Source organism: Pseudoalteromonas sp. SWYJZ19 (assembly GCF_015864375.1).
GTDB lineage: Bacteria > Pseudomonadota > Gammaproteobacteria > Enterobacterales > Alteromonadaceae > Pseudoalteromonas > Pseudoalteromonas arctica.
Map to the genome: position 1 here is coordinate 1 of NZ_JADYXI010000032.1, position 26,425 is coordinate 26,425.

The 26,425-nt window shown below is 34.4% G+C and carries 23 protein-coding genes and 1 riboswitch; of the genes, 6 read left to right on the forward strand and 17 right to left on the reverse strand.

What is annotated here, in order from left to right:
• Positions 1-446: 446 nt before the first annotated feature.
• The 8 genes from I6F45_RS19980 to I6F45_RS20015 all read right to left on the reverse strand — a co-directional run bounded on the left by I6F45_RS19980 (position 447) and on the right by I6F45_RS20015 (position 8,506).
• On the reverse strand, positions 447-1,148 hold the full coding sequence (locus I6F45_RS19980) for a VpsP family polysaccharide biosynthesis protein (protein ID WP_165741760.1): 702 nt from the start codon (positions 1,146-1,148) through the stop codon (positions 447-449).
• Complete coding sequence (locus tag I6F45_RS19985) at positions 1,141-1,869, reverse strand: tyrosine-protein phosphatase (protein WP_197161847.1); 729 nt, start codon at positions 1,867-1,869, stop codon at positions 1,141-1,143. The genes I6F45_RS19980 and I6F45_RS19985 overlap by 8 nt, the downstream gene beginning before the upstream one ends.
• 14 nt (positions 1,870-1,883) lie before the next feature.
• Positions 1,884-4,091, reverse strand: coding sequence for a GumC family protein (locus tag I6F45_RS19990; protein WP_197161850.1), 2,208 nt, complete (start codon positions 4,089-4,091; stop codon positions 1,884-1,886).
• 21 nt (positions 4,092-4,112) lie between these two features.
• Complete coding sequence (locus I6F45_RS19995) at positions 4,113-4,631, reverse strand: polysaccharide biosynthesis/export family protein (RefSeq protein WP_165741729.1); 519 nt, start codon at positions 4,629-4,631, stop codon at positions 4,113-4,115.
• Complete coding sequence (locus I6F45_RS20000; RefSeq protein ID WP_165741730.1) at positions 4,631-5,845, reverse strand: outer membrane beta-barrel protein; 1,215 nt, start codon at positions 5,843-5,845, stop codon at positions 4,631-4,633. Before I6F45_RS20000 ends, I6F45_RS19995 begins: the two co-directional genes overlap by 1 nt.
• Positions 5,829-7,232: an undecaprenyl-phosphate glucose phosphotransferase gene (locus tag I6F45_RS20005; RefSeq protein WP_165741732.1), complete on the reverse strand. Its 1,404-nt coding sequence runs from the start codon at positions 7,230-7,232 to the stop codon at positions 5,829-5,831. Before I6F45_RS20005 ends, I6F45_RS20000 begins: the two co-directional genes overlap by 17 nt.
• A 252-nt stretch (positions 7,233-7,484) precedes the next feature.
• Entirely contained in the window at positions 7,485-7,880 is a 396-nt protein-coding gene (locus I6F45_RS20010) for a 3-phosphoshikimate 1-carboxyvinyltransferase (protein WP_331460685.1), read from the reverse strand.
• 89 nt (positions 7,881-7,969) lie between these two features.
• Entirely contained in the window at positions 7,970-8,506 is a 537-nt protein-coding gene (locus I6F45_RS20015) for an acyltransferase (protein WP_197161853.1), read from the reverse strand.
• 678 nt (positions 8,507-9,184) lie between these two features.
• Positions 9,185-9,276, forward strand: a riboswitch (cyclic di-GMP riboswitch).
• Positions 9,277-9,365: 89 nt separating this feature from the next.
• Between I6F45_RS20015 and I6F45_RS20020 the strand changes: the two genes are divergently transcribed.
• Complete coding sequence (locus tag I6F45_RS20020) at positions 9,366-10,490, forward strand: hypothetical protein (RefSeq protein WP_165742121.1); 1,125 nt, start codon at positions 9,366-9,368, stop codon at positions 10,488-10,490.
• Between the two features lie 141 nt (positions 10,491-10,631).
• Here I6F45_RS20020 and I6F45_RS20025 read toward each other — a convergent pair whose 3' ends face one another.
• The 9 genes from I6F45_RS20025 to galU form a co-directional block, all read right to left on the reverse strand.
• The gene (locus tag I6F45_RS20025; protein ID WP_197161856.1) at positions 10,632-11,828 is read right to left on the reverse strand and encodes a lipopolysaccharide biosynthesis protein; all 1,197 of its coding nucleotides are present in this window, start codon (positions 11,826-11,828) and stop codon (positions 10,632-10,634) included.
• Positions 11,829-11,913: 85 nt separating this feature from the next.
• On the reverse strand, positions 11,914-12,495 hold the full coding sequence (locus I6F45_RS20030) for a serine O-acetyltransferase (protein ID WP_165742273.1): 582 nt from the start codon (positions 12,493-12,495) through the stop codon (positions 11,914-11,916).
• Positions 12,492-13,811: an O-antigen ligase family protein gene (locus tag I6F45_RS20035; protein WP_197161859.1), complete on the reverse strand. Its 1,320-nt coding sequence runs from the start codon at positions 13,809-13,811 to the stop codon at positions 12,492-12,494. The genes I6F45_RS20030 and I6F45_RS20035 overlap by 4 nt, the downstream gene beginning before the upstream one ends.
• Before the next feature lie 2 nt (positions 13,812-13,813).
• Positions 13,814-14,947: a glycosyltransferase family 4 protein gene (locus I6F45_RS20040; protein WP_165742176.1), complete on the reverse strand. Its 1,134-nt coding sequence runs from the start codon at positions 14,945-14,947 to the stop codon at positions 13,814-13,816.
• Complete coding sequence (locus I6F45_RS20045) at positions 14,944-16,086, reverse strand: glycosyltransferase (protein WP_197161862.1); 1,143 nt, start codon at positions 16,084-16,086, stop codon at positions 14,944-14,946. Before I6F45_RS20045 ends, I6F45_RS20040 begins: the two co-directional genes overlap by 4 nt.
• Positions 16,087-16,100: 14 nt before the next feature.
• A complete protein-coding gene (locus I6F45_RS20050) occupies positions 16,101-17,099 on the reverse strand; it encodes an NAD-dependent epimerase (RefSeq protein ID WP_165741994.1) in 999 nt (332 codons plus the stop codon).
• Between the two features lie 3 nt (positions 17,100-17,102).
• Complete coding sequence (locus I6F45_RS20055) at positions 17,103-18,458, reverse strand: UDP-glucose dehydrogenase family protein (RefSeq protein ID WP_165741996.1); 1,356 nt, start codon at positions 18,456-18,458, stop codon at positions 17,103-17,105.
• A complete protein-coding gene (locus I6F45_RS20060; RefSeq protein WP_197161865.1) occupies positions 18,455-19,456 on the reverse strand; it encodes an acyltransferase family protein in 1,002 nt (333 codons plus the stop codon). Before I6F45_RS20060 ends, I6F45_RS20055 begins: the two co-directional genes overlap by 4 nt.
• On the reverse strand, positions 19,453-20,352 hold the full coding sequence (gene galU / locus I6F45_RS20065) for a UTP--glucose-1-phosphate uridylyltransferase GalU (protein WP_165741530.1): 900 nt from the start codon (positions 20,350-20,352) through the stop codon (positions 19,453-19,455). Before galU ends, I6F45_RS20060 begins: the two co-directional genes overlap by 4 nt.
• A 353-nt stretch (positions 20,353-20,705) precedes the next feature.
• Between galU and I6F45_RS20070 the strand changes: the two genes are divergently transcribed.
• The 5 genes from I6F45_RS20070 (at position 20,706) to I6F45_RS20090 (ending at position 26,150) form a co-directional block, all read left to right on the forward strand.
• A complete protein-coding gene (locus tag I6F45_RS20070; RefSeq protein ID WP_206009644.1) occupies positions 20,706-21,344 on the forward strand; it encodes a transglutaminase-like cysteine peptidase in 639 nt (212 codons plus the stop codon).
• Entirely contained in the window at positions 21,328-23,331 is a 2,004-nt protein-coding gene (locus tag I6F45_RS20075) for a bifunctional diguanylate cyclase/phosphodiesterase (protein ID WP_165741528.1), read from the forward strand. The genes I6F45_RS20070 and I6F45_RS20075 overlap by 17 nt, the downstream gene beginning before the upstream one ends.
• A 21-nt stretch (positions 23,332-23,352) precedes the next feature.
• A complete protein-coding gene (locus tag I6F45_RS20080) occupies positions 23,353-23,940 on the forward strand; it encodes a hypothetical protein (RefSeq protein ID WP_197161867.1) in 588 nt (195 codons plus the stop codon).
• Between the two features lie 101 nt (positions 23,941-24,041).
• Positions 24,042-25,343: an O-antigen ligase family protein gene (locus I6F45_RS20085; RefSeq protein ID WP_165742089.1), complete on the forward strand. Its 1,302-nt coding sequence runs from the start codon at positions 24,042-24,044 to the stop codon at positions 25,341-25,343.
• Positions 25,344-25,778: 435 nt separating this feature from the next.
• On the forward strand, positions 25,779-26,150 hold the full coding sequence (locus tag I6F45_RS20090) for a GxxExxY protein (RefSeq protein WP_024593340.1): 372 nt from the start codon (positions 25,779-25,781) through the stop codon (positions 26,148-26,150).
• The last annotated feature ends 275 nt before the right edge of the window (positions 26,151-26,425 follow it).

Here is a 26,425-nt window from a genome sequence, read left to right on the forward strand (position 1 = left end):
GTATTCACAAAGAGGTTTTGAGACGCTGCGCTTTTAGAAAAGTGATAAATCAGTTAGTTAAATAGATCACTTGGTGTCTTCTCATTTGCTCCTCATTCTCTTCTCTTTGTGCAATTGGTTTTTCAGATTTAACTTTAACGTGACCCGCTTCACGATTATAAGTAAGCAGCACGTCTTGTAGGGATACAATACGAGCTGCTTGCTGCCGTTTAAAGCAACGCTTTTACCAATAAAACAAGTATTCACAAAGAGGTTTTGAGACGCTGCGCTTTTAGATAAGTGAAAAATCAGTCAGTTGAATAGATCACTTGGTGTCTTCTCATTTACTCCTCATTCTCTTCTCTTTGTGCAATTGGTTTACNCTTCTCATTTACTCCTCATTCTCTTCTCTTTGTGCAATTGGTTTACGCTTTAACGTAAACAGGCTAAACACTTTCAAAACCAACCTAATTACAATGTTTTTTAAACATCCATCTTGTTCTAACGGCTTCAAAGTCGGGGCCAAATTTAAGCGATAAACATAAAATAGGCAAAGCATCAGCTTGCTTAGCTACATCAAAAACTTGATAAAATTTATAACCATATTTAACGGCTAAATTTAGTTCAGCAACATACAACGCTTTATACTTTGGAGGGAGTTGCTGCCAGTTCATTAGCGCTATTTGAATAATACCAAGCTGCACATCAAACTTGTAAGGACCGAATTTTTTAGCCTGCTGAATATACTCATATACGCGCTCTGTCGGCCCTTCTTGATAACTAACTACTTGTGCCAGTGCTATCCATGTTTCTGACCATGTTTGCCTTAACTCTAATGACTTTAATAGATCTTTTTCTGCTTGTTGATAAACCAAAAGATTATTTTTATTTTGCTCGCTAGTTACAGCTAGATTGAGCATTTTTATATAAGCACTTAACTGCCAGTAATGAGATTGAGTTGGTTCTAATTCTACAGCAAGGATAATAGCGTCATTAGCAAGTTTGAGCTCTACAGCAGTAATTGAACCTTTGGGCTGCTTCAAAATATTGAGTGCATTAAAATACCATGTATTTGCACGCATACTTTGTAAGCTTTGATAACCTATAGCTAATATAATAACTGCAAGTATAGCAATTTTTGTGAGGCGGTTTGTATTTAAATTAATCATTAAACAACGACTCTGTTAAACGCTTAGGATTAGTAAAAAATAAATCAAGTGCATCATTTTGACCAATTAGCTCGCTCACTATTTGCTTAGCTTTACTTAAAATAGGAGGCCTACGCTTAACTGAATGAGCATCAGATGCAACATAAGTTACTAAACCCTTTTTTAGCATATCAATACTAATATTTTTTGCAGTTTCGCCCCATGCACCTTCAATGCTTGAAGCCGTTAATTGAAACTCACACCCTAATTGCTTTAAACGCTCAATATAAAAAGGATTGGCTTGAATATCGCGATTACGCTCAGGGTGAGGAATAATCACCTTTATATTTTGTTTAGCTAGCCAATTTATAAACTTATCGTAACCTTGCGGTACATGCGAGTGTGGGAGTTCTAATAATAAATAATTTACTGAATTAAGCGTACCAATAAACGGGAGTTTATTACCAAGCACTAAACTCATTAGTTCTACATCAAGCCTAACTTCAGCGGCCACTGCTAGTTTAATACCAATATTATTTACTAATGCCTGTGCTTTTAAATTAGTAAGTTCGCTATACAATTGCGAGGCCGAGTTATTAAATCGCCCAATATGTATATGTGGCGTGGCAACCATATGAGTTATTCCATCATTTTGTGCAATATTTAATAGTGCTAAAGACTCATTTAAGTCTTTAGCACCATCATCAACACCTGGCAAAATATGGGAATGAATATCAATCATAGATTTGCATTTAACTATGCATTAGGTTGTTCAGGTTTTTGCGAGTAATCGAAGTAATCGTAATAACCATGGCTATGCTCGTCTTTACTTTTACTCATATCTACTTGGTTAAGCACAATACCTGCAACATGGGCTTTAGATTCAAACAAACGTTCAATACCTGCTTTAATAGGCTTAATTCGCGTAATATCAGACTTAACAACATAAATTACCGAGTCTGTACTTTGCGCGATAACTAACGCATCACTCACAGCCTGTGTAGGTGGTGTATCAATAATTATATGGTCATACTTAGTTTTTAATATATCGAGTACTTCACTAAAGCGTGCGTTAGATAAAAGCTCTAACGGGTTACTAGGTATTTGGCCACTGGGCATGATTGCTACACCTGACTCCACATCAACATGTACACATTCACTTAGCTGCTCCGTACCAACAATTAAATTACTTAAGCCTGGGTGAAATACCGGAATATCAAAGCGTTTAGCAATACTTGGTTTACGTAAATCTGCATCAATTAATAATACTTTACCCATTTGTGCAAGCGACATAGCTAAATTAGCTGAGGTTGTGGTTTTACCCTCACCCGGAGCACTTGATGTTACGGCAATAACTTTGTGATCACGCTCTAACTGGGTTAATAGCAAACTAGTTCTGAACGTCCGTACCGACTCTGCAAAACGCCTATAGTTATCATCCAGATAAGCGTGTATCGGAAACACGCTATTTTTTGGTGTTTGTACATGCGGTAATAAACCCAGCATACGCTGTCCCAACTTATTTTCAATATCACTCTTTGCTTTTATGGTGTCATTCAACCGTTCAAAAACAATACTTAAAAAAGCAGAAAAGATAAAACTAAACAGAAAGGCAAGGACTATCAATAACTTCTTATTAGGCTTACTTGGATCTTTCGGGGAATAAGCTCTATCAGTAAAACGCGCTACAGCAGAGCTAAAATCACTGGTTACTTCAGTTTCTTTGGAGCGAGATAAAAACGTGTTGAATATATTGCGGTTAGTCTCAACTTCACGCTTTAATTGGTTATATTGAGTTTCTTTACGTGTAATGCCTTGGTATTCAGCACGTATTTTAACTAAATCACGCTCAAGTGCACTCACTGTACGTGTAATACGGTTTAGCTCTTTTTCAATACCGGTAATAAGGCCTTTAATTTGCTTATTTAAATTGTTTTTTACCGTTGCAAGCTCAGCTTGAGCAGAGATCATACGAGGGTGTTTAGGTCCATAAACCTCACCTAAGTCACTTAGTTTACGCTCAACTAAAATAACTTCACGCTTTACATCCTGTATTACTTTATGCGATGTGATTTCAGGCATACTTCCTAAAAGCTCTAAATTGTTATTGCCATACTCACTTATTACACGATTAATACTTTCAAGATTATTTTTTTCATTACGTGCAACAATTAACTGCTGGGATATTTGCTCAAGCTCTTGCGTAGCAAGCCCTGCGATACCTTCAATATCAACTAATTGTTGCTGTTCTCGGTAGGCTTGTAAGCGTGCCTCTGAATCGTCGAGCTGAATACGTAGCTGTGACAAGCGTGTATTTAGCCAGCTAGAAGCTTGTTGCGTAATTCCCATCTTTGCACGCATTTGGGTTTCAATGTAGACCTCACCTACAGTATTTGCTATGAGCGCAGCTAATTTAGGATCGCTTGATTCAAAACTAATTTTTACCAGTTGTGTATTTTGGATTGGTGCAACTGTCAAATTCTCTTTAAATATTGAAACTAGGGAAAGCATCTTATGATCCGCGATCTCAAGTAGAGACAAAGAATTCAATTCAGGAGAGCTTATGAATGGAAGAAAAGAAACTAATTCAGACTTTATCGTAGAAAAATATGAAGGCTCTATTATAAAATCATTATGTTCTTTTAAATCCAGAGTTTTAATTACCTCCCTTGCTATGCTATCAGATTTTATAACCTCAAACTGCGTAAGGTAATACTCTTTTTTGTTTGAGTCTAGACCATAAACTTCTTGAAAACTTACAGCTTTAGCTTGCTCAGCCTCAATCAATAATTTTGAAGTTGCTACATATCTATTTGGAAGTGTTAAGGTTATCATTATCGTAAAGATAGTCACTACAAAGGAAAAACTTAATATTTTCCACTTAGCACTGGATAAGATGTTTAAATATCTCTCTAAATCGATTAAATCTTCATTGTTTTCTACAATTTCACTTGCGTTATTCATCTTTGAATGCCTATATCCTGCTTAAAACAAGCGTTGTTCTATTTTTATGGTATCACCAGCCGCAATCCGGCTATTTAAATTACCTTTTTGTTGCTGTTGTTTCGTTTGTTCTTTAAAAATATATATTTTGTCAATCGAGGCACGTTCGGTTAAACCACCAGCAAGTGCGATCGCTTGATTCACTGTCATAGCAGGCTGATATGGGTAAGCTCCAGGATTCTTAACTTCACCATGAATATAGAAAGGTCGATATTCAATTACTTGTACGTATACATTAGGGTTTATTAAAAAATCAGGTTGTAAGCCTTGTATTATAACTTGTTCAACCTCTGAGGTATTAAGCCCTGCAAGTGTAACTTTTCCTAAAAATGGGTAATTAATTTCCCCACTATTACCTAAAAGTGCAGTTACTTCTAAATCGGGTTGACCAAATACCTTTATTTCAACCTTATCACCAGCACCTAATATATAACTTTGCGCTGTTTGCGCAAAACAAACGCTGCATAAAAATAGCAGCGTTAAACTAAAAATAAACTTCATTAATTAGCCTTTAATCCCAATGTAAAATTAATACCTACAATAATTCGATCAAACTCTATTGCACTTTGAGTAGAGTCTCTATCAATAAAGTCTACATAGGTAGATACCATACCAAACTTATTCGCAACGTAGTTTAAACCTAAGCGCGCACTTTTGGTTTTATCTTTACGACCAACATCTCCAGTGTATTGCTCATCAATATAATTAATACCGGCCAGTGAGCTCAAATAGTCACTCCAGTTATGAGTCCAATTAACACCAAAAATACTTTCCTTAATATAGTCGCCTTGAACTAATGGGTCTTTAGCTGAGCGGCTGGTTGTAAATTGTACTGTAGAATAACTAAGCGGTTGCCAGTTTGCACCGGCTTCCCAGCTTAAACCGCTAAAACTTTCACGCTCATTAGCACTAAAGTCTTTATTTTGATAACCTAACTTAAACGAGCCAGATGTAACCGCGGTTGCTTCCCACTCCATACCTATTAATATTTTCACGTCATCACTATCACGTGAAATACCGTTAGCTTGTAAAAAGTCGTAACGATAGTTTTCTTGCTTGACCTCAAAAAAAACACGGGTAGATGCTTGAGTATTATAGTAACCAGTTACACCAATTAACGATTTATCGTAATCACGATATTGCGATACAGCTCTGAAATTTTGATATTTTTTACTAAAAAGGCCGGCGCTTAAAGCAACTTGCGCTTTTGAACTTTGTGCACCGTATTCGTAGAGCGCTAAAGCATTCTGTTCCTGGTACTTTACAAGCTCGTTTACTGCATCGCCCAAGCCTTCGGTTAAACCACTACCACGTGGTTCATAAAGCCAATCAGCATCAACGTTAATGTCTAAACGATGTTGACTAGTAAACTCTTTATGCACACCAACACCAATGTTTACTTGAGTAAAATTATCGTCAGAATCTTTATTATGTAACGAACTACTCGTACCTAAATCTAAGCTATAACTATCTGGGCCATCATCAATAACCGCTTTAACATTAGGAGTTATAGTCCAAATTAATCGCGATTCTTCGTTCTCAGGTGTACTAAAAAAGTTATTATTACTACTAAGCCCTGTTTGTAACGTAGGCGTAATTTCTGCGCCATCTTTAGTAATAAAACTACCTGGCTTTAAATTTGCAGCTGCGGGTGCTGCAAACCCTACACTTAACAAAGCAAAAATAGGGGTAAGTGTTTTAATATGCGTTTGCATTCTTAAATCCTTTAAAAATTGTCATAAAAATAATTTTTATATCAAACCATAACGACCAGTGTTTAATATAATGTAAATCAAATTCTACACGTTTTTCCATTTTATCAAGTGTGTCGGTTTCGCCGCGCCAGCCATTAATTTGCGCCCAACCTGTAATGCCTGGCTTAGCTTTATGCCGTAACATATAAAACTCAACCTTTTTACGGTATTCCTCATTATGGGCAATAGCATGGGGCCGAGGGCCTACAATAGACATATCACCTTTTAAAACATTTATAAATTGTGGTAACTCATCAAGGCTTGTACGGCGTAAAAAACCACCTAAAGGCGTAATGCGCGTATCATTTTTTGTAGCTTGTGTAACTACAGCACTGTTTTCGGTAACACTCATTGAGCGAAATTTCCAAACCTTAATTTTACGCCCATCTAATCCGTACCTGTCTTGTTTAAATATTACAGGCCCTTTAGAAGTAAATTTAACAGCAAATGCAATGGCAATTAAAATAGGAGATATCAGCATTAAAATAATAGAGGCAACAATTATATCTTCAGTACGCTTTATAAACTCACGAGCACCTATAAATGGGGATTCAAAAACGCTTAACGTGTCAACGTCACCCACATGCTCTATACGCGCATGTATTAAGTTAGATATTAAAAAGTCAGGAATTATATGTACATCAACCGTTGTATCGCCTAACTGCAATAAAATATCTGCAATACGTTTATCTGCCTTCATTGGCAATGCAATATACAAGACACCTATTTCACCATTGCGAGCTGCATTAACCGCATCTTGAATACGCCCTGCAACATCGTGTTTTGTTGAGTTTTCAAAAAGGCGCTCTGGTTGCCTGTCGTCAAAAAAACCTAAAAAATTAAAACCAAGTTCGTCATTTTTAGTAATTTCGTCATATAAATTTACCGCTGACTCTGTAGCACCGACTATTACAACATTACGTAAATTTAAACCAAGCTTCCTTCTATTTCTTTTAAATACATATACACCTAGGCGCCAAGCATATAAAAAGACAATACTCACTAAAAACCATAGGCCTAAGCCAATACGCGAAAGTAACTCTGTAAACTTAAAAGCAAACGATATAAAAAACAAAACGGCAAATGCAGAAAATAAAGCGCTCCAAGCACAAAGCACCATAGTTCTAAATTTACCCGCACGCCAAGAGCGGTAAGCAGAGAATATTTCAGCACAATATAAAAAGCTTAAAGCAACGGTTAAAACCGAAATCATATAAATAGGAGTGATCTCAAAACTATAGAACAAAGCTGAGCATTGAAAGGCTAAAAATAATGCAAAAATATCAAACAACCGATAAAAATTTGCATCCGACGAGCCATTAGGCTTAAACGTCCTTGAAGATGTCATACTATGTATCCCTATAGATATCTTAAAATTGAAATAAGCCCCACAAAACTGCGCAGCAAATTTTACAGTATCATACTAAAGTATTCAATATTGCTTATTGTATATATACAGCATTAATAAGTAAAAAACTTATAACTAGCGATCAAGTTACATAAAACAAACAAATATAAACTTACATAAATTTCATAAACATTTGTAATGTCATACCTAAACATAAATATAAATATAAATATAAATATAAATACCGTATTTTTATTTAAACAACCCCTTAAACCAAGACCATACTCCAAAAGAATAATTACTAAATATATCAATACCTAACGAAGATTTGATCAAATAAATAACTAATAGTAAAACCGTAATTACAAATAAACAAAATATAGATGTTGTAATAACTTGTGATAATGCCGCTATTTTCTGTTCTTGTTCGCTAAGCTCTCGTCTGTTACGACCAGCCAATAAAACAAAGTAATAACGATACTTAAAAAATTTAACCACCCCTCTGGAGTCAATTGCATGCTTTCCCCAATGCCTAGCGCCAATAGCCAACTTCAAGTGTGTCAATTGCTCATCTGTAAATGTTTCTTGAATCTTTTTAGGCATTCTCTGTAAAAAGCTGTTTACGGCAGGATCGTTTCTTATGTTCAAAAAAAGCTCACTATTAATTAAGGGGAATATTAGCAGTGTGTCTGATTAACTTTAAAATAAAAAATCACAAGCAAAAAATTATATGATACCTATAATTTAAAGTGCTCCTCTAAAAAGTCTCTTTTAAATTTAATATCTTTTGTATCTAAATTATTTTCTAAAACACCATTTTGGTATTCCGCTAAGGATTTGATCTTTTTAGCTGGCACTCCGGCATATACAGCATTATCTGGTAAATCTTTAGTTATGACCGCGCCGGCTCCAACAACTACGTTTGAACCAATCGTTACTCCGGGCATAATAATACAGTTACTTCCAATGAAAACGTTATCTTTTATTACTATCGGTTTTACAACATCAATAGCTGGATATTCATTACGAAAAACCCACACTCCTCCATCATGATTCACAAAACTACTTGAGGTAATACTGACATTATTTCCAATACTAATTAAATATGGCTCCGAACCAAAATCAAGATGACCAACAAACCGACAACCTTTCCCTACTGTTCCACCCAGTTTACGCAAAAGTGAAACTTGACCAAGCACTTTCGCGTGTAGCCTGTTTATAATTTTAGCATAACAAGTATTTACTTTTGATATATTACGTTTAATTGTTGACATTTCAAAACCTTGGATTAAGGATTATTTCACTTCGGATTAATTAAACAATTCCACATCACTTAAAAGCTTTGGAATTTTAGATTGTTATAAATTTATTATAGTAGTTATTGAGCTATTCATTTTTCTATAATATAAAATAAATTCGTTTCGATCTATTAACTAAAACCATCTAATCACTTCAGTCTAATATAAAGTTATCATTATTAAACATATAGGTTATAGGTACAATGAAGGAGTATATCTGTCTAGTTTACAAGTATGTCGAATCCTTGAAATTAACAAAATTACATTCCCTATAATAATACTTAATAAGACAACTTACATAGCATGTTAATTATATAATACACAATAGAAAACCTCAAGTAAGCAACTTAGAAATACTTGTTAAATAAAAGAATAATGGCAAAATAAATAAAGCTATTAGGAAAGTATGTTTGTTAGAAAAATTACGTTTTAGTGTTTCTGTAATTTTTCTTTTAAAAGCCGTACATTAGCAACTATGAAGTAATAAAACTTCCGATTTTTGATTAGATAACTTCAATGGTTACACTTGATTCTCTATGTATTACGATCCGCATAAATGAAATGGATTCACTTTAACTTTATTAATTCAGTGAGTTAAAATAAATTAAATTTAAGCTTTCAATTGCGACAAACCTGACTATAATAACAATCAGAAAGTGATAAAGGCAAACTTGGTGAAAATCAAGGACGCAAAGCTTCCGGCCTAAAGTAGATATTTTATTTATTATGGTAGCGGGGTTACCGCATAGATATTAGTTGTAGCTTCATAACTATACCTTTGTTTTCCTATTCATTTTTAAACCTATTGAATATTAACGTACTGAAGGTACAAATTATGAAAAATTTTATTATACTAGCATCGATCCCTTTATTTTCATTTACTTTACAAGCAAATACAGCCTATATTAGTCCTGATGGTTCTGGTAACGGTTATACATCGAACTCCCCTGCGTCAATTAGCAACCTAAACAATTTATTATCTGATACCTCATTAGATAAAATCAATTTACTTCCCGGAAATTACTCGCAAAATGATGCTCTAATCTTGAATCAAGGGGATCATCCAATAGAAGTTGTTGGCCTTAACAATGTTACATTTAGCAGTAATTACAATTTTTATTCTGGTAGTAACTCAGGTTTCGTTATTGCACGAAGTAATATCTCATTTGAAAATTTATCATTTTTAAATACTCGTTATTGTTTCCGGTTTAAAAATAATAATGTTGAAAACGTAAATATTGAAAATATTAATGCTCATAATAACTCTAGCTGCATAGAATTTGACAGCAATATTGAAAAGCATGTATCTAATATTTCGATAAATAATTTAAAAAGTATGGGCTACTACAAGGCTGGAATACGCATCGACGGATCTAATACCCACGATATTAGTATTTCAAACACTATTTTAGATGGTTTAGCCACCTCTACTGAAAATGAAAGAGACTGTTTCATTTCAGGTATTCTTATAAATGGTTATTCCAAGAATATTTTAATAGATAATGTGTCTATATCAAACAATATTGGTGGGATAGAAGGTTGTAGAAGTTACCAGCAAGGGGACGGAATTGTCTCAAATAAAAACACTAGTAATATAGTTATAAATAATACCGTAATCTCTAATAGTAGAGATGCAGATCTAGATCTTAAAGGCAAAAATATCACTTTAAATAAAATAAAGTCGCTCTCAGGTAACGAAGCTAGATATAACTTAAAACTATGGGATAATGAATTTACATGCACCGAGTGTTATATAAATACAGCAAATGTATCTGCTTTAATTGCTTTCGATTCTCATATTACGTTAGTAGACTCAACAGTAAGAGTTGATGAATCGGCTAGATTGTGTGACCTACGCTTCTTAAAGACAAATACAACTACAATTGACTTTATTAATACTAATTTCCCATATTACGGAGACCTTGTTTATAAACCAAGTAATCTAGCGCAATGTGAATAGAAACTACTTTAAATCTAAAAGCAAGTTTAGGCTTGCATTTAGATTTATAAACAAACTTAAGTTTATAGCTTAACTTCCTTTTCTAATAAATATCATCACGCTTTTTATTATTATAACAACTAAAAATATGACATTCTCACACTAAACCTTGTTAGTTCCTCGGTGATTTTCAGATATGTCAATAATTGACTTAAGCAATATCCAAGGCTTTAAAAAGCCAGACATCCGTGATATGTACTCTTTTCGACATGCTAAGCTGAAGACAGCACCGCTAATATCAATAAAAAAATATGAGAAAACAATTGAGTAAATAATACCTGATAAACCCCACCATTCCATAAACAACAAACCAGTGCTTAAATTACTAATAAGCAATGCCAAGGATCTATAAATTAATATTTTATTATAGTTGAGTGATATAAAATATACGCCAGCTAGATTGTTCCCCAAAGAAAACACTAAAGTTAAACAATACAAAGGTAAAAATTGGACTATATTTTCGGTACCGTCAATAATATAAGGTAAGATAATAGGCAAAATCAATATAGAAAACAAAGTTATTCCCAAATATAAATACGAAAAAACCCTATTTATATGAGTATACAAAATATCTCTGTTTAATATACTTTTCATTAAAAGTGGAATTATAACGACTGGAAACACTTGCGTCGGCACTAAAAGTATCTCTAGCATTCGTGTTGAAAAAGCAAAAACAGCTGTTTCCTCACTTCCTAAAACATTAAATACTAATAACGTATATATTTTTCCTCCAAGTAAAGCGATTATATATGTAGATGCAAACGCCGAAGATGTATACAAAAAGGTCTTTATTAAATCTTTTTTTAACATATTGAACTTGAAGTCAAAACCTGTTTTCTTGATAAATGCTAGTGTAAAAAGACAATGCTCAATTAGAGTAATTAACCCAATAGTCTCTAACGTTGCTCCGTTATAAATAGCAAACACTTTTATAATTAATCCAAATAAATAAATTAGACTTTTCATTTTTGAAATAAATTTATTCTCAGAGTTCATCTCTAATTTATATTCATTTAGTCTGAAACTAATAATTATAGTGATAAGGCTATAGTAGATAAAAAATAAACTATCGTAGTACCATGCTATCCCCAAAAAAGTCAGAGCTATTGGGGTTATAAATAAAAGTCTAAGTACATAAAGAGAGCTGTAAACTTCTTTCTTAGTGTGACTTTCGGTATCTGTATAATTTCGCCTAAATACATTAGGTGTGCCAAATTCAGCTATTGCTAAAAGTACCGTAGCTATTGATATATAGTATGCATAATACCCATACTCACTTTTCCCCCATACTTTTATCATGCATAATACTAGTATAATGGATGAAAACACTTGGATAATTCGGTGTAATGAAGAGTAAGAAAACTGCTTCGCAAAATTCATATGCTTATTTACTCTGTGTTACGCTAAAAGAACGAAATTGAAGAGGACCTTTGTCTGATACTTTTCTAGCTGGTAATCCTGCAATAGTTTGATTCCCTTCTTTAAACGATTTGTTTACAACACTATTCGCACCTATTCCAGTATTATCTCCAATAGTAATATCTCCATATAATTTAGCGCCAGGACCTATATAACAATTATCCCCTATAATGGGCGCATGTAAGCTATTATAAGTTGCTGCGCCAATATTTACACAAACATGAATTCTACAATTAGTGCCAATTCTGGTATGAGAGTTAATAACGATGGTACCGATGTGAGCAATTGATAAACCCGCTCCAAAAGTATTAACGGGTATTGTAAAACCAAATTTTTGCCCTACTTTTTTTGAGTAAAACCTGAACAATAACGCTAAAGCTCTACCAAAAAAAGATTTATGGCAATTAGTCCAATATTCAGCTCTTCTTAAAGCTCTTTGGAAACGCCAAATATCGTGAAATAGCCACTCTTTAAAGCTATCTTTAGCACCGAGACTTTTTTTATCTTCGATTAAATATCTTTTATAATCATGCTTAGACACAATCATGATTGTCTGTCCTTAAATTGATTATTTTGAACCGTATATTGATTATAAATTGTTAATGCTGTTATTAAAGCGTAGAGTGTAGATCCCTCTATTTGCCAAAGTGGCATTGTTGCTAAATTCAATATAAAAAAACCTAAATGACAAGCTAACAGACGACTACTCATTTCTGTTTTTATCACATTTTTATTATTTGTTATTTTTAATAGCCTAAAAATTGGAGCCGTTAATAAAAATACAAAAGATATAAGCCCTAAAATCCCGTACTCAAATAAGTACGAAACAAATGAGTTATGAGCGTATTTTTCAAAATAATTTTTCCAACTATCTGGTCCAAACCCAAATATATGAGCTTGTAATCCAGAGTTAACATACTCTGTAATGTATAAACTCCAGTAATATACTCGAGCCGAAAAAATATCCTGCTGACTTTTTGAGTAATATATTGCTGGCTTTATAAGATCTCCAGCTTGATTAATTACAACAGCAATATCCGAAAATCTTTCACCAAATAAAACGACCAAAATCCCGCCGAAACCTACAACCGCAACTGTCAAAAATAAAGAAATAGCCAATCTTTGAGTTTTTATTAGTGAGTAGGTGACTTGAGTCCACATATAAAAAATAAGCACAGGTAAACACGCGAGTAGTGTCGTTCTATAATTAGCCATTATTAAACTAAATATTGAGATTATTATTAATGCATTTTGAAATTTTATCTTTTTCTTTGAAACAAGTGTTAACATACAAAGGTATGTAAATACTAAAATAGAAAATACCGCTTCGTGATTATAACCACCTACAAAGCTTACTGATCCATCTGCCTCAGTAGCTTTACTATGCCCTAAAAAAATAGATATTACTTGCAAAGCTACAGGCATAGCTAATGGAATTAATATATAACGTATTGCAATACTTGTTTTTAAATAATTTAAAGCAATGAAAAAATGCATCGTAATCGCGATAAAATATACCCATTTTGTTATCGCTGAAAAAAAACCAATTATACTAACGTTTATTAGAGCACTTATAAAAATACATATAATAAAAATATATACCGCCGTTAATTTTTTTATTAATAGTATTTTTATTGGCAATAAAAAAATTCCTATACTTGCAACTATAATTGCAGTTAAAGCATTAATAGATAATCCAGCAAAAATTGGTGGAAATGTTATCTCATGAAAAGCAGAGAGAAAATACCTCAACCAAATAGCCAAACCTACAAATAATAAACTGCTATTTTTAAGTTTAGCCCCTTTAGTTGCGGTTATATAAAAAAAACTTAAGCCTACTATAAGAGCTATAATCGTCCACATATTTAGCTAGCATCTTTTGGGTTAATACACGCCATAGCTGCGTCGTAAAATTTATTAGCGGTGCTTTCCCAAGAAAAATTACTTTGTGCATGCTCCTTTAAATTAACACCAAGATTTAAACAAAAATCTTTATCATTAGATATTTTCATAAGGCCAGACTGCAATAAGTCTAAATTATCTGCAGGAAATACTGCCCGATCATCATCAATAATATCAGTGTTAGCTTTAATGTCGGCGGCTAAAACGGCTTTACCATTTATCATTGCAGAAAGTATACTGTTAGACATGCCCTCTAAAATTGATGGCGATATAAAAGCTCTACAGTTTTTCAATAAAGCTTCTAACTCTTGTTGCCCTAAATGTCCAACAAATAAAATGTTGTCATTTGCATCACTCATCAGATTATTTAGGTACTGCGGGTCTTTAGAGTTTCCTCCGGCAATAACTAATTTCATTCTATGGTTTTGAGATAAATTATTATGTGCATTAATCAAAAGATGTAATCTTTTTACAGGGTCAATCCTTGCAGCAAATAACATATATTCGTTAGGGATTAAATTATATTTGCTGAGCGTATTTGCAGCGTCTACGTTAATTGATTTAGCACCGTTTGGAACAAACAATGCATCAGCTCTATTTTTACTATAGATCTCAATCATTTCTTTACTATTCGCCGTAAATACATTTGCAAAACGCCAAGCACAATATTCACCCATGCGTAAAATATTTCGACTAACAACCCCCCACTTATCTCTTGCGCTATCAATAGCCCTTAGGCTCGAGACTACTTTTATTCCGCTTAAACGCAGTAAGGGTGTAAAAATACAAGGTCCTGAAGCAAATACATAAACGACATTTGGTCTACTTACAAATATTAAGTGCAAAACACACCAAAAAATAATTCCATGTTGCCCTAGCTTTTTATAAATACAACTTGGACAATTTACTGTTTGTATATTTTTTTTAGTTTCTTGATTTACGTTATCAAAGCCTTCCGTTTTTGTTCCATAAACAGTAACTTGCGTATTTTCTTTCTGACTAATTACATCTGAAATTTCTCTAATAGCATTCTCTACCCCACCATAGTTTGAGTGAAGTCCACGACCGCCTAAAAAAGCTAAACGAATATTGTTCATATCAATGGCTTCTCATTATTTTTGTTTGCTAATGTATTTACTATAATTTCTACAAATTTATCGCGAAATTTATCTGGGGAATAATCCTGAACTCTTAAGTAACTTTTTTCAGCTAATTTATTTTTTAAACTTTCATTAAGACTTAAGTTGCGTATAGCTTTCGATAAGCCTATTTTGTCCTTAACGTTAATCATTATCCCGTACTCAGTTTCAACATACTCTTCAGCAGGAATAAGCTGATTTAACTTTAGAATCTCACTAGGACCATCAGTACAATTAGTACTTATTACAGCTTTTTTTAAAGCCATAGCTTCTACTAATGCATTAGGAAAGCCTTCTAAACTTGAAGGTAATATAAAAAAATCTGCATTTTTAATATAAGCATAAGGATTTTTTTGAAATCCCATAAAATGGATTTTTTTCTCTAATTTTAAGTTTATTACTTTGCATTTTAAACGCTCAAGTTCTGGACCTTCGCCTAATATTCTAAGCTCTTCTTTTATATCTGCTAAAGCATAAGCATCGATTAAAACATCAAAACATTTTGAAGTAACTAGCCTACCCATGACTGCTATGTATGGTTTAGTAATGTTAACATTTGAATCTTTCGCAATTTTTTCTATCATATTAATATTGACAGGGTTATGTAAAGAAACAACATTTTTGGGGTTAATAAAATAATTTTCAATCAAACAGTTTTCGACACCTTTTGATACCGCAATAATCTTATCTGCTTTCCCGTAAACCAGCTTAGTTACAATTTTTTTTATATAATAAAAACGCTTATTTAATCTTCCGTCAGTATTACTTCGTTCGCTTATGATTGATTTGTAACCAAAAACACAAGAACCTAAAACATTAAAAAAATTAGCTCTTGTTAAAAAGCTAACTACATACGTAGGTTTTTCTTTTTTTATTAGCATTAAAAAATCAATTAAATTTTTTAAGCTAGGTCTTGGTCCGTTTAACTGGTTTAAACGTATTTCTGATGGAAGTTGATAAGCAACTTTTTTATTATCGAGTAAAATAACAGAAAAATTATTTAGTATTTCTGATTCGCTTTGAATTTTAACTAAATTACTAAATACTCTTTCAGCACCACCGCCTTCAAGTGAATTTATTAAATATATACCTTTCAACGTTATTTTCTCTTTTATGAATTATATTTCTTATACCAATTAACAAACTGTTGCATACCGTATTCAATATTTGTATTAGGTTTAAAGCCAACTTCTTTTTGTAGGCTATCTATATCTGCGAATGTTGCTGGTACGTCGCCAGCTTGCATTGGCATATAGTTTTTATCGGCAACTTTACCAGCGGCTTTTTCTATTGATTCAATAAAGGTCATAAGCGCTATAGGTTCGTTATTACCTATATTAAAAACTCGGTATGGCGCTTTACTCGACGCTGGCGATGTGTTTTTATTTTCAGGGTTACGCGTTGGTATTACATCTTGAATGCGGATAATGCCTTCAACAATATCGTCTATGTAGGTAAAATCACGTTTCATTTTGCCATTATTAAATACTTTAATTTCACGGTTATTTAATATTGCATCAGTAAATAAGTACGGGGCCATGTCTGGGCGACCCCACGGTCCATATACCGTAAAAAAGCGTAAGCCTGTAGTTGGTAAATCATATAAGTGGCTGTAGCTATGCGCCATAAGTTCGTTTGATTTTTTGGTCGCTGCATAAAGTGATACAGGGTGATCGACTGCATCGTCTGTTGAAAATGGCATTTTTTCGTTCATACCATAAACTGAGCTTGATGATGCATATACTAAGTGCTGCACTTTATTGTGACGACATCCTTCTAAAATAGTGGCTGTTCCCACCAAATTAGAATCAATATACGCCATTGGATTTTCGATTGAATAACGCACGCCAGCTTGAGCTGCAAGATGTATTACACGGTCAAATTTTTCATCTTTAAATAAATTGGCTATGCCATCTCTGTCGGCTAAATCCATTTTTACAAAACGAAATTGCGTAAGGTGTTTTATGCGCTCAAGTCTTGCTAGCTTTAATGCAGGATCGTAGTAATCGTTTAGATTATCTAATCCTATTACTTGGTGACCCATTTCGCATAAACGTTCTGCTACAAAATTACCAATAAATCCTGCGGCACCTGTTACCAAATAGTTCATTATTTATTCTCCTAAAATCGATAAACCGCGACCAATGCTATAGTACTTAATTGATTTTTTATCCATACGTTCAGGTTCAAATAAGTTACGACCATCAAATACCACTGACTCGTTTAATTGTGATTTAATTAAATCAAAGTCTGGTGCTCTAAAATTTTGCCATTCGGTGCAAATGACTAAAGCATCAGCATTATTTAATGCAGATTCTTTAGTACCCATTAAGCTTAAATCTGCGCGAGATCCATAAATACGTTGAGTTTCTTCCATTGCTTCTGGATCGTAGGCTTGTACATTTGCACCCGCAGCCCAAAGCTGCTCCATCAATACACGGCTAGGCGCTTCGCGCATATCGTCGGTGTTTGGTTTAAAGCTTAACCCCCATACTGCAAAATTTTTGCCTTTTATTGCAGCCGGATTATTTGCTAAATCAAAATGTTTACTAATGTATTCAAACATTTTATTTTTTTGTGCGTAATTTACCGCTTCAACCGCTTTTAATATTTGTGATTCGTAGCCTATGCCATCGGCAGTACGTACCAAGGCTTGCACGTCTTTTGGAAAACACGAACCACCGTAACCACAACCTGGGTAGATAAACTGAAAACCAATACGTGAGTCAGAACCAATACCTTGGCGTACATTTTCTATGTCAGCCCCTACTCGTTCTGCTATATTAGCCATTTCGTTCATAAAGCTTATTTTGGTTGCTAACATACAATTGGCTGCGTATTTAGTTAGCTCGGCACTTTTTATATCCATAACAATTATTTTTTCGTGGTTACGATTAAAAGGTGCGTATAACTCACGCATTTGTTCTTCGGCTGTTTTTGAATCAGTACCTATTATTATACGATCCGGGCGTTTACAGTCGTTTACTGCTGCGCCTTCTTTTAAAAACTCAGGATTTGATACAACAGCAAATTCTAAATCGCTTTTACGTTCGTGAAGCACACTTTGTATTTTTGCTTTTACCTTGTCCGCTGTGCCTACGGGTACCGTTGATTTATCAATAATTACTTTTGGTGTCGTCATATGAGTAGCGACAGTTTCGGCTACTTTGAGCACGTATTTTAAATCGGCTGAGCCATCTTCGTCTGGCGGTGTACCTACTGCAATAAATTGTAAATCACCAAACTCAACACCAAACTTAGCATCGGTTGTAAATATTAAACGTCCGTCAGCAAAGTTTTTTTCAACTAAAGGTGTTAAGCCCGGCTCATAAATAGGGATGATACCCTTTTTTAGGTTGTTTATACGCGTTTCGTCAATATCTACACAACATACATCGTGGCCTGCATCCGCCAGCACAGTAGCTTGAACTAAGCCTACGTAACCTATACCATAAAATGTAACTTTCATATTCTAGCCTCTTTTAGTTTATTATTTAAATAAAGCTTAACGTATTTACTTAGCTTAACTTCAATATAAGTATACATAAGTCTCGCTAAAAACACTGAGACAATAAAAGCCACTAATGCAGCCGCTAACTTTGGAATGTTAACATTCATCATTTTTGTAATTATTACATAACCTATGTTTTGATGAACTAAATATAATGAATAAGAAATTTCACCCATAAATATAAAAACTTTAAATTTTAGGAATTTAAGGACATCATAAACACCTAATAAAAAGAAAATATAAATAAAACCGTAAGCTATGAAATCCTCATTTTCATTATTAATAAATAACACAGTAAAAATTATAATAATATGAAATACATTTCTATATTTTAAGTGTTCATTTTTTAACTTATATGTCATTACTCCGAGTAAAAAGAAACTAACATAATTAATAAAAAATAATTTCCCGATAATTTTATAAATATTTTCAGGTAATAATTCAACAGTAAAAGATAAAAATAAAAATAAAAAAAGTGTGATTATCAAAAGATCTATTCTTTTAAATAAGATCAAAACGAAACACCAAAAATAAAATGTAATTTCAACAGTTAATGTCCAATAAACTCCATCAACGTGTGGAATATCCAAAAACTCTTGAAACATTAATAAATTTAATAAAGCGTTAAATACTCCAACCTCACGCCCTTGAAGACCAAATATGTAAACAACTGTGAAAGTAATAATTACAGCAAAAAAATATGTTGGGTATAATCTAGAAAAGCGACTAACAATAAAATTTACTGACTTGGTTTCCTTACTTATAGACATAAAAATAACAAAACCACTTATCATAAAAAACAAATGAACGCCAAAATGACCAAAGTAAGTCCAATCCATTTCATTAGAGCCAGTGTTATATATTTCATCTATACGGTAGAAATAATGATAAATAACAACTGACAATGCGGCTATCCCTCGCAAACCATCTAGGCTTAATTGTCTAATATATTTCATTTATCATTACTTAATACTTCTATGGCTTGTTTGGTAAACTCTTCACCCATATGACTCGATTTCATTGCATATTCTACATTGGCAAGCATATAACCTAATTTAGAACCACAATCATGAGATTTACCTTTTAGATGGTAGGCTTCAAGCGTTTCTAGGTGGCGTAATTGCAGTAAGGCATCAGTAAGTTGTATTTCACCGCCAGCGCCTGGTGGGGTGTATTCTAGTAAATCCCAAATTGCTGTAGATACAACATAACGCCCTGTAATAGCTAAATTACTCGGTGCTTCATCGTTATTTGGTTTTTCGACCATGTTTTTAATTGCAGCATTTTCGCCGGCATTTATTTTTTTACCGGCTATATCAACTACACCATATTGATGTACTTGCTCTTGAGGTACGGGCTCTACCATTACTTGGTTGTAGCCCGTTTTGTCGAATCGGTCGATCATTTGGCTTAAATTGTCAGTTTTTGAATTTGATTTATATTTATCAATAATTACATCAGGTAACATTACTGCAAATGGGTTATTACCGACAATTGGGCGCGCTGCTAAAACAGCATGACCTAAACCTAGTGGTGCCGATTGGCGAACCGAAATTACGGTTACGTCTTTTGGTACTATTGAGCGAACCTCTTCTAGCAGGCTACGCTTTACACGTGCCTCTAGTGTGGCTTCTAGCTCAAAGCTTGTATCAAAATGATTTTCTATTGAGTTTTTTGAAGCGTGTGTAACAAGCACAATTTCTTTAATGCCAGCGGCTACAGCTTCGTTAACTACGTATTGAATTAAAGGTTTATCTACCAGGGGGAGCATTTCTTTAGGAATGGCTTTAGTGGCTGGTAACATGCGTGTACCAAGGCCAGCTACAGGTAATACTGCTTTTAAAACTTTCACTTTAATTCCTTTCATTATTTTTGCTAAACAACAAAAAAAGGAATTACTAAGCTAAAATCCCTTTTCAAGCGCTTCACATGCCGTGTGAGATTGCTATTATACACAACACAATAATGCACTCAATAATTAAAGAGTACTTTTTGATTGTTTTTTTGTTAATACTATGTTGCACCACACTGGGTTGCATCGCACTATTTTAGTGCTCTCATACTTTTTAGTGATCTACCTTTCCAAAGCTACCAATACTATACTAGACTTGTTTGGTTATTAGGGAACACAGACTTGAAGGAACATTTGTGCGTTTAGGGTTTTACATTTTATTATTAGTGTCTTTTTTTGTATGCGCACAAGATATGCTTTTGTATTTACGCAATAGCGATATAATTGCGCGCGCTCAAAAACAGTATGGTGATGAGGGCCACAAACGCATTAAAAATTGGCTAAGTTTTATAGATGAGTCGGCTGACAAAAGTGAATGGCAAAAAATCCATTTGGTGAATGACTTTTTTAATAAGCACATTAAATACAAAACCGATGATGAGCTTTGGCACCAAAAAGATTATTGGGCTACCCCGCTTGAAAGCTTAGGCGTGGGTATGGGTGATTGTGAAGACTACGTAATTGCCAAATACTTTACGTTAATAGCGCTTGGCGTACCCGAAGATAAAGTACGTTTAATGTATGTACGTCAAAAAACAGTTAATCAACCTCATATGGTGCTTATATATATTGAAACTCCTAATCAAATCCCCTTTGTTTTAGGTAACTTTAATACTAAACTACTGCCCGCTAATAAACGCCCTGATTTAACACCTATATATAGTTTTAATGGCCAAGGTTTATGGTTAGCCAAATCAAAAGGGTTAGGCAATAAAGTAAAAAATAGCCGTGGTGTTTCTGCCTGGAATACCATGCTAGAGCGAATTGAACAAGGTGAGCTTGCGCCCGCCAAAAGTGATAAAGGAACACCGAGTTATGTCTCGACTTTTTAAAAATGGATTGAGTTTAAAAACCCAAGTATATGGCCTTATTATATTGATTTCGGTACTTTCGTTTTTTGTACGCGTAATTACTGACGTTGATACCACTCGCCAATACTTACAAACGCAAATGGGTAGCCACGCGCAAGATACTGCAACAAGCTTAGGGCTTTCTATTTCACCCTACCTTGAAGAAGATAGCTTAATGATTGCCCAAACCATGGCAACCGCTATTTTCGACTCAGGTTATTACAAACAAATAAAATTTACTAACGCCGATAATAACGTGGTATTTAACCTAACAAGCCCAAAACGCGTTGAGTCTGTACCTAATTGGTTTATTACAGCAGTAAAGCTCAACGCCCCTACTATGCAATCAGAATTAAACAATGGCTGGATCATGGCGGGAGTGCTTGAAGTAACAAGCCATGTTGGCCAATCGTATTTAACGCTATGGGAACATACTAAACGCAGCTTTTATGGTTCTTTATTATTATTAGTAGCGTCGCTTGCTGTAGCATATTTAATATTACGTGCTGTATTTAAACCTTTAAAAGCAGTAGAAAACCAAGCACATTTGGTTACGCGTAAACGCTTTACATTAAACGAAGAAATACCTGTTGCGCGCGAGCTACGTACTGTGACTAAAGCCATTAATAATATGGTAATGAACCTACAAAGCACCTTCGACTCCTTAACAAAGCAAACACAAGCACTTACCGATGAAGTATATGTAGACTCACTCACTGGGCTGGGTAACCGCCGTTCGTTTGAGAACCACTTTAACTCAGTGGTTGACACCATTACTAGCGACACTCCAATCACTGCAATGATGGTTACTCTCCCCTCACTTGCTAATATTAACCAAACTGTAAGTTACCAAGATGGTGACGAGCACGTACATGATGTAAGCGTTACTTTGCAAAATGTGTTTGGTGCTTTAACTAATTCTAAAATATTTAGACTTAACGGCAGTACTTTTATTGCTTTAGTCCCATTCGATATGCAATTTTTAAGTAGAACACGCCTCGATATAAATGATGCTTTTAGTAAAAAGAAAAACAGCTTACACGTAAATGGTTTTGCTAACTTAGCGTTAGTAAGTGTTGATAAAGGCTCATCTATTGGGAGTGTGCTTTCGGCGCTTGATACTGGCTGTACTATTGGCGATTCGGCTGTAAATAAAGTAGATAAAGATACTTTGTTTAGTGTTAAAGAGTGGCGTTCGCTTATTCAGTCAATTATTGCTACTGGTGAAGTTAGCTTTTCGGTGCAGCCAGTCAAGCGCACTAAATCAGAAAACAAGCAGTGCTACTTTGAGGTGTTTGCTCATTTTACGCATGAAGGCGAAAAGGTTAATAATGGCCATTTATTTGCTATGGCCGAAAAGCTTAACTTAACCGAAGAGTTAGACAAAAAAATAATTCGTAACTTTGTAAACGTTAAAGAGCAACACCCAGACGATACATTTGCGTTAAATATTAGTAAAGCTTCGTTGTATTCAACTGACTTTATTGAATGGCTTACTCTTTATGCTCACACTAAACCAATTATTAAAACAAACTTGGTTTTTGAATTGCATGAAATTAGCTTGCTTTATAACGTACATGTTGCCTCTTTACATATAGATACAATAAAAGATATTGGCATAAGTGTGTGTGTTGAACACTTTGGCACTAGTTTAACCTCGTTTAGATACTTACAAGGGTTAGATATTGAATATATAAAAATAGATGGTAGCTATATTCAAGATTTATTAGATAACACCCAAAGCCAATTTTTTATTCAAACAGTTAATAATATTTGTCATGGCTTTGGTATTAAAGTTTTAGCTTGTTTAATTGAAAAACCTGAAACTTTAAAGGTACTTGAAGGTTTAGGTTGCGATGGCGTACAGGGCAATTTAATAATGCCGCCAACCAAGATAATAAAAACTAATGATAATGGCGCAAATAAAGAGTTTACTTTTTGCACCGATGCGCTAAAATTTTGTAATTAATACTCTACCAAGGGACAAGAGATGAAATCATTTATATTGGCCAGCTTAATCGCTGGTGCATCTGCACTTACAGTTTTACCAAGTTATGCACAAACGGATACTGATGCAGTCGTACAAACTGAAGGCATGACTAATTTAGTCAACGTTTTAAATAGCGTAACCGCTGAAACAGCTCCAGATCAGCTTAAAGCAGACTTAGTAGCGGCTATTAACGGCGTATGTACAAATTGTACTGCTGCCCAAGTTGATTCTATGATGACTGTAGTTGTAGACGCTATTGGTGCTGATAGCCCACTTATTGCTGATTTTTTAGCTGCACTTGTAGCCGCTGGCGTTGACAGCGATACCGTTACACTTGCTGCTATTACCGCTGGCGTTGATGCCACTGTTGCCTCTGAAGCAACAGCAGCTGGCCCAGGTGGCGCTCCAACTCCTGTAGCCCCGGTAATTGTTACTTTACCAACAACTCCAGTACCACAAGGTGCCGGCGGCACAGGTGGCGCTCCAACTCCTGTAGCCCCGGTAATTGTTACTTTACCAACAACTCCAGTACCACAAGGTGCCGGCGGCACAGGTGGCGATGAAGGTATATCTGAAGTCGGTAACTAACCGTTAATAAAATAATAAAAACGCAGCCTTTTGGCTGCGTTTTACTTTATATGGCTTATTTTTTTAGCCCTTCTTTTTAGGCTCTTAGTTTAGAGAATCCTGTGAATCGTTTTATATTTTTTTTACTCTGCGCAATTTTATTTTTGCTGCCCTTACCATTAGGTAGTTACCGCCCTTGGGCAATTTTAGCAATGGGGATATTAATTAGTGCTACCTTTTTCACCCATTTAGTTTACAGCAGTATTAATAACGAGCACCCTTTATACCCTCCTTTATATTCTTGGCCCTTATTTACTGTACTCGGTATAGTTGCGGGCGTATGCGCAGTACAAATATTTACCGTAAGTGTTGACCCGTTTCAAACTAAACAAATGCTTATTAAAACAAGTTTTATGATTTTATTTTGTTGGCTTGTGCTTATTTATTGCAATAGTGAAAAGCGTATTAAAAATTTAATATACGCAATTATAAGTGCAGGCGTATTTCAGGCTTTATATGCGACTTATTTAAATTTATCGCCAGATATAATTAGCCCGTTATTTGGCTATAAACATACCGACCGTGCTATTGGCACGTTTACTTACTCTAACTTTTTGGCTAACTTTTTAGCTTTATGTTTATGTCTAGGTATTGGTGTTTTAGTTAGCGAATTAAAGCGATCTACTAGCGATTACAAACAAACATTAAAGCAAACGCTTCGTGCGTGGGCTGAAATACTTTTAAGCTCAAAAATAATTTTACGTATTTCGTTAATTATTATTATTGTTGCGTTAATTTTAACCCGTAGCCGTATGGGTAACTCTGCATTTTTTATTGCATTAATGGTTGTTAGCTTACTCGCGTTTTTTATTTACAAGCAAAAACCTAAAGCGTTTAAGCTACTTATAGTTAGTTTTTTTATAATCGATTTAATTATTATTGGCGCTATATTTGATGTAGAAAAAGTTAAACAGCGTATTAGCGAAACCAGTATTTCATCAGAAACCCGTGACGAAGTTGTACGCGATTCTATACCGCTTATTTTGGATAAGCCTATATTGGGCTCTGGTGGTGGTACATTTTATACTGCGTTTCCGGCGTATCAGTCTGAGCCTTATTCTGGTTACTACGATAATGCCCATAACGATTACGTACAGTTTGCAGTAGAGCTGGGGATACCCACTACAGCTGCACTGGGCTCACTTATACTCTACTGTTTATGGTTATGTGTTGCGACTATGAGAAAGCGTAAAACAGCGCTGTTTCAGGGTGTTGCTTTTGGTTGCGCCATTGCAATTATAGATATGCTGCTGCATTCGTTGGTAGATTACTCTTTACAAGCTGGAGCAAACTCAATGTTGTTTATGACTATTTTATGCTTGGCAATATTAAGCAGTAAATTACCCGCGTCTAAACGAAGCTGAAAAGAGCATGGTTAAATACAAAGCTAAGTAATTACCTAATATAGTGATTAGAGGCTGCGCTTCTCACGCGAGCAAGCTCTGCTTCTACCGCCAAGGTTCAATTTACGGTTAACTTGTTAGCGTAACAAGCAAAGCCTGTAATAAGTAATTTATGCACTAAGAGGTTATGAGGCGCTGCTCTTTTAGAGAAGGGAATGGACACAAAATGCAGTTTTGCTGGTATTATGCCTTTTCATCTACCCCCCTCTTTGTGCAAATAGACCTTTGATTGATTTTATTAGTAAATAGATCAACAAACGAGTGACAACTTAATAGATTGCTTCATATAGCCTACAAGTCTTCAATTTTGCTATTTTATTTGGACTACACTTAATTCTTATTTTAAAACTGTTTCTTAGTTAATTAAATGCTTGTAGATTAAGCAAAAGGATACCTATGGATACTGATACATTAACAAAAACGGTAATAGGTTGCGCTATAGAAGTACACAGGAATTTAGGGCCTGGCTTATTAGAATCAAGTTACGAAGCTTGCTTAATATATGAATTAAGTAAAATTGGCTTATCTGCTAAAAACCAAGTTGAGCTACCGATATATTATAAAGATCAATATATAAATACAGGTTACCGGTTAGATATCTTATTGCCTAATAAATTAATAATTGAACTAAAGGCGGTTGATAAGCTTCTTCCAATTCACTCTGCACAATTAATAACTTATATGAAACTTTCAGAAATAAGTACTGGTTTACTAATAAACTTCAATGTTCTAAAGCTAGTCAATGGCATAAAGCGCTTTAATTCATAAAAATTATTTACTTAGGTTTTAAGTCGTTATCCAAAGGGCTATAAGTAACTGTACATTAAATTTTTAAGCGATTTATTCACAAAGAGGGTATGAGGCGCTGCGCTTTTAGAGAAGAAAATAAACACCGAAACTGTATTCTGATTGGCATTGTGTCTCCCCCTGTGTCAGGATAGTTGTCGCCTCTAACTTTTAATAGAGGCAGATAAAATGAGACGTCGATTTACACAAGAATTTAAAGTTCAAGCTGTTGAAAAAGCATTATCTCAATGTGATGA

Bases quoted from the DNA above. Each gene is read 5' to 3' on its own strand.
- I6F45_RS19980 (WP_165741760.1), bottom strand. From the start codon at position 1,148: ATGATTAATTTAAATACAAACCGCCTCACAAAAATTGCTATACTTGCA.
- I6F45_RS20020 (WP_165742121.1), top strand. From the start codon at position 9,366: ATGAAAAATTTTATTATACTAGCATCGATCCCTTTATTTTCATTTACT.
- I6F45_RS20015 (WP_197161853.1), bottom strand. From the start codon at position 8,506: ATGTCAACAATTAAACGTAATATATCAAAAGTAAATACTTGTTATGCT.
- I6F45_RS20040 (WP_165742176.1), bottom strand. From the start codon at position 14,947: ATGAACAATATTCGTTTAGCTTTTTTAGGCGGTCGTGGACTTCACTCA.
- I6F45_RS20075 (WP_165741528.1), top strand. From the start codon at position 21,328: ATGTCTCGACTTTTTAAAAATGGATTGAGTTTAAAAACCCAAGTATAT.
- I6F45_RS20005 (WP_165741732.1), bottom strand. From the start codon at position 7,232: ATGACATCTTCAAGGACGTTTAAGCCTAATGGCTCGTCGGATGCAAAT.
- I6F45_RS20030 (WP_165742273.1), bottom strand. From the start codon at position 12,495: ATGATTGTGTCTAAGCATGATTATAAAAGATATTTAATCGAAGATAAA.
- I6F45_RS19990 (WP_197161850.1), bottom strand. From the start codon at position 4,091: ATGAATAACGCAAGTGAAATTGTAGAAAACAATGAAGATTTAATCGAT.
- I6F45_RS19985 (WP_197161847.1), bottom strand. From the start codon at position 1,869: ATGATTGATATTCATTCCCATATTTTGCCAGGTGTTGATGATGGTGCT.
- I6F45_RS20035 (WP_197161859.1), bottom strand. From the start codon at position 13,811: ATGTGGACGATTATAGCTCTTATAGTAGGCTTAAGTTTTTTTTATATA.
- I6F45_RS20070 (WP_206009644.1), top strand. From the start codon at position 20,706: ATGCTTTTGTATTTACGCAATAGCGATATAATTGCGCGCGCTCAAAAA.
- I6F45_RS20000 (WP_165741730.1), bottom strand. From the start codon at position 5,845: ATGCAAACGCATATTAAAACACTTACCCCTATTTTTGCTTTGTTAAGT.
- I6F45_RS20025 (WP_197161856.1), bottom strand. From the start codon at position 11,828: ATGATAAAAGTATGGGGGAAAAGTGAGTATGGGTATTATGCATACTAT.
- I6F45_RS20050 (WP_165741994.1), bottom strand. From the start codon at position 17,099: ATGAACTATTTGGTAACAGGTGCCGCAGGATTTATTGGTAATTTTGTA.
- I6F45_RS20055 (WP_165741996.1), bottom strand. From the start codon at position 18,458: ATGAAAGTTACATTTTATGGTATAGGTTACGTAGGCTTAGTTCAAGCT.
- I6F45_RS20090 (WP_024593340.1), top strand. From the start codon at position 25,779: ATGGATACTGATACATTAACAAAAACGGTAATAGGTTGCGCTATAGAA.
- I6F45_RS20060 (WP_197161865.1), bottom strand. From the start codon at position 19,456: ATGAAATATATTAGACAATTAAGCCTAGATGGTTTGCGAGGGATAGCC.
- I6F45_RS19995 (WP_165741729.1), bottom strand. From the start codon at position 4,631: ATGAAGTTTATTTTTAGTTTAACGCTGCTATTTTTATGCAGCGTTTGT.
- I6F45_RS20080 (WP_197161867.1), top strand. From the start codon at position 23,353: ATGAAATCATTTATATTGGCCAGCTTAATCGCTGGTGCATCTGCACTT.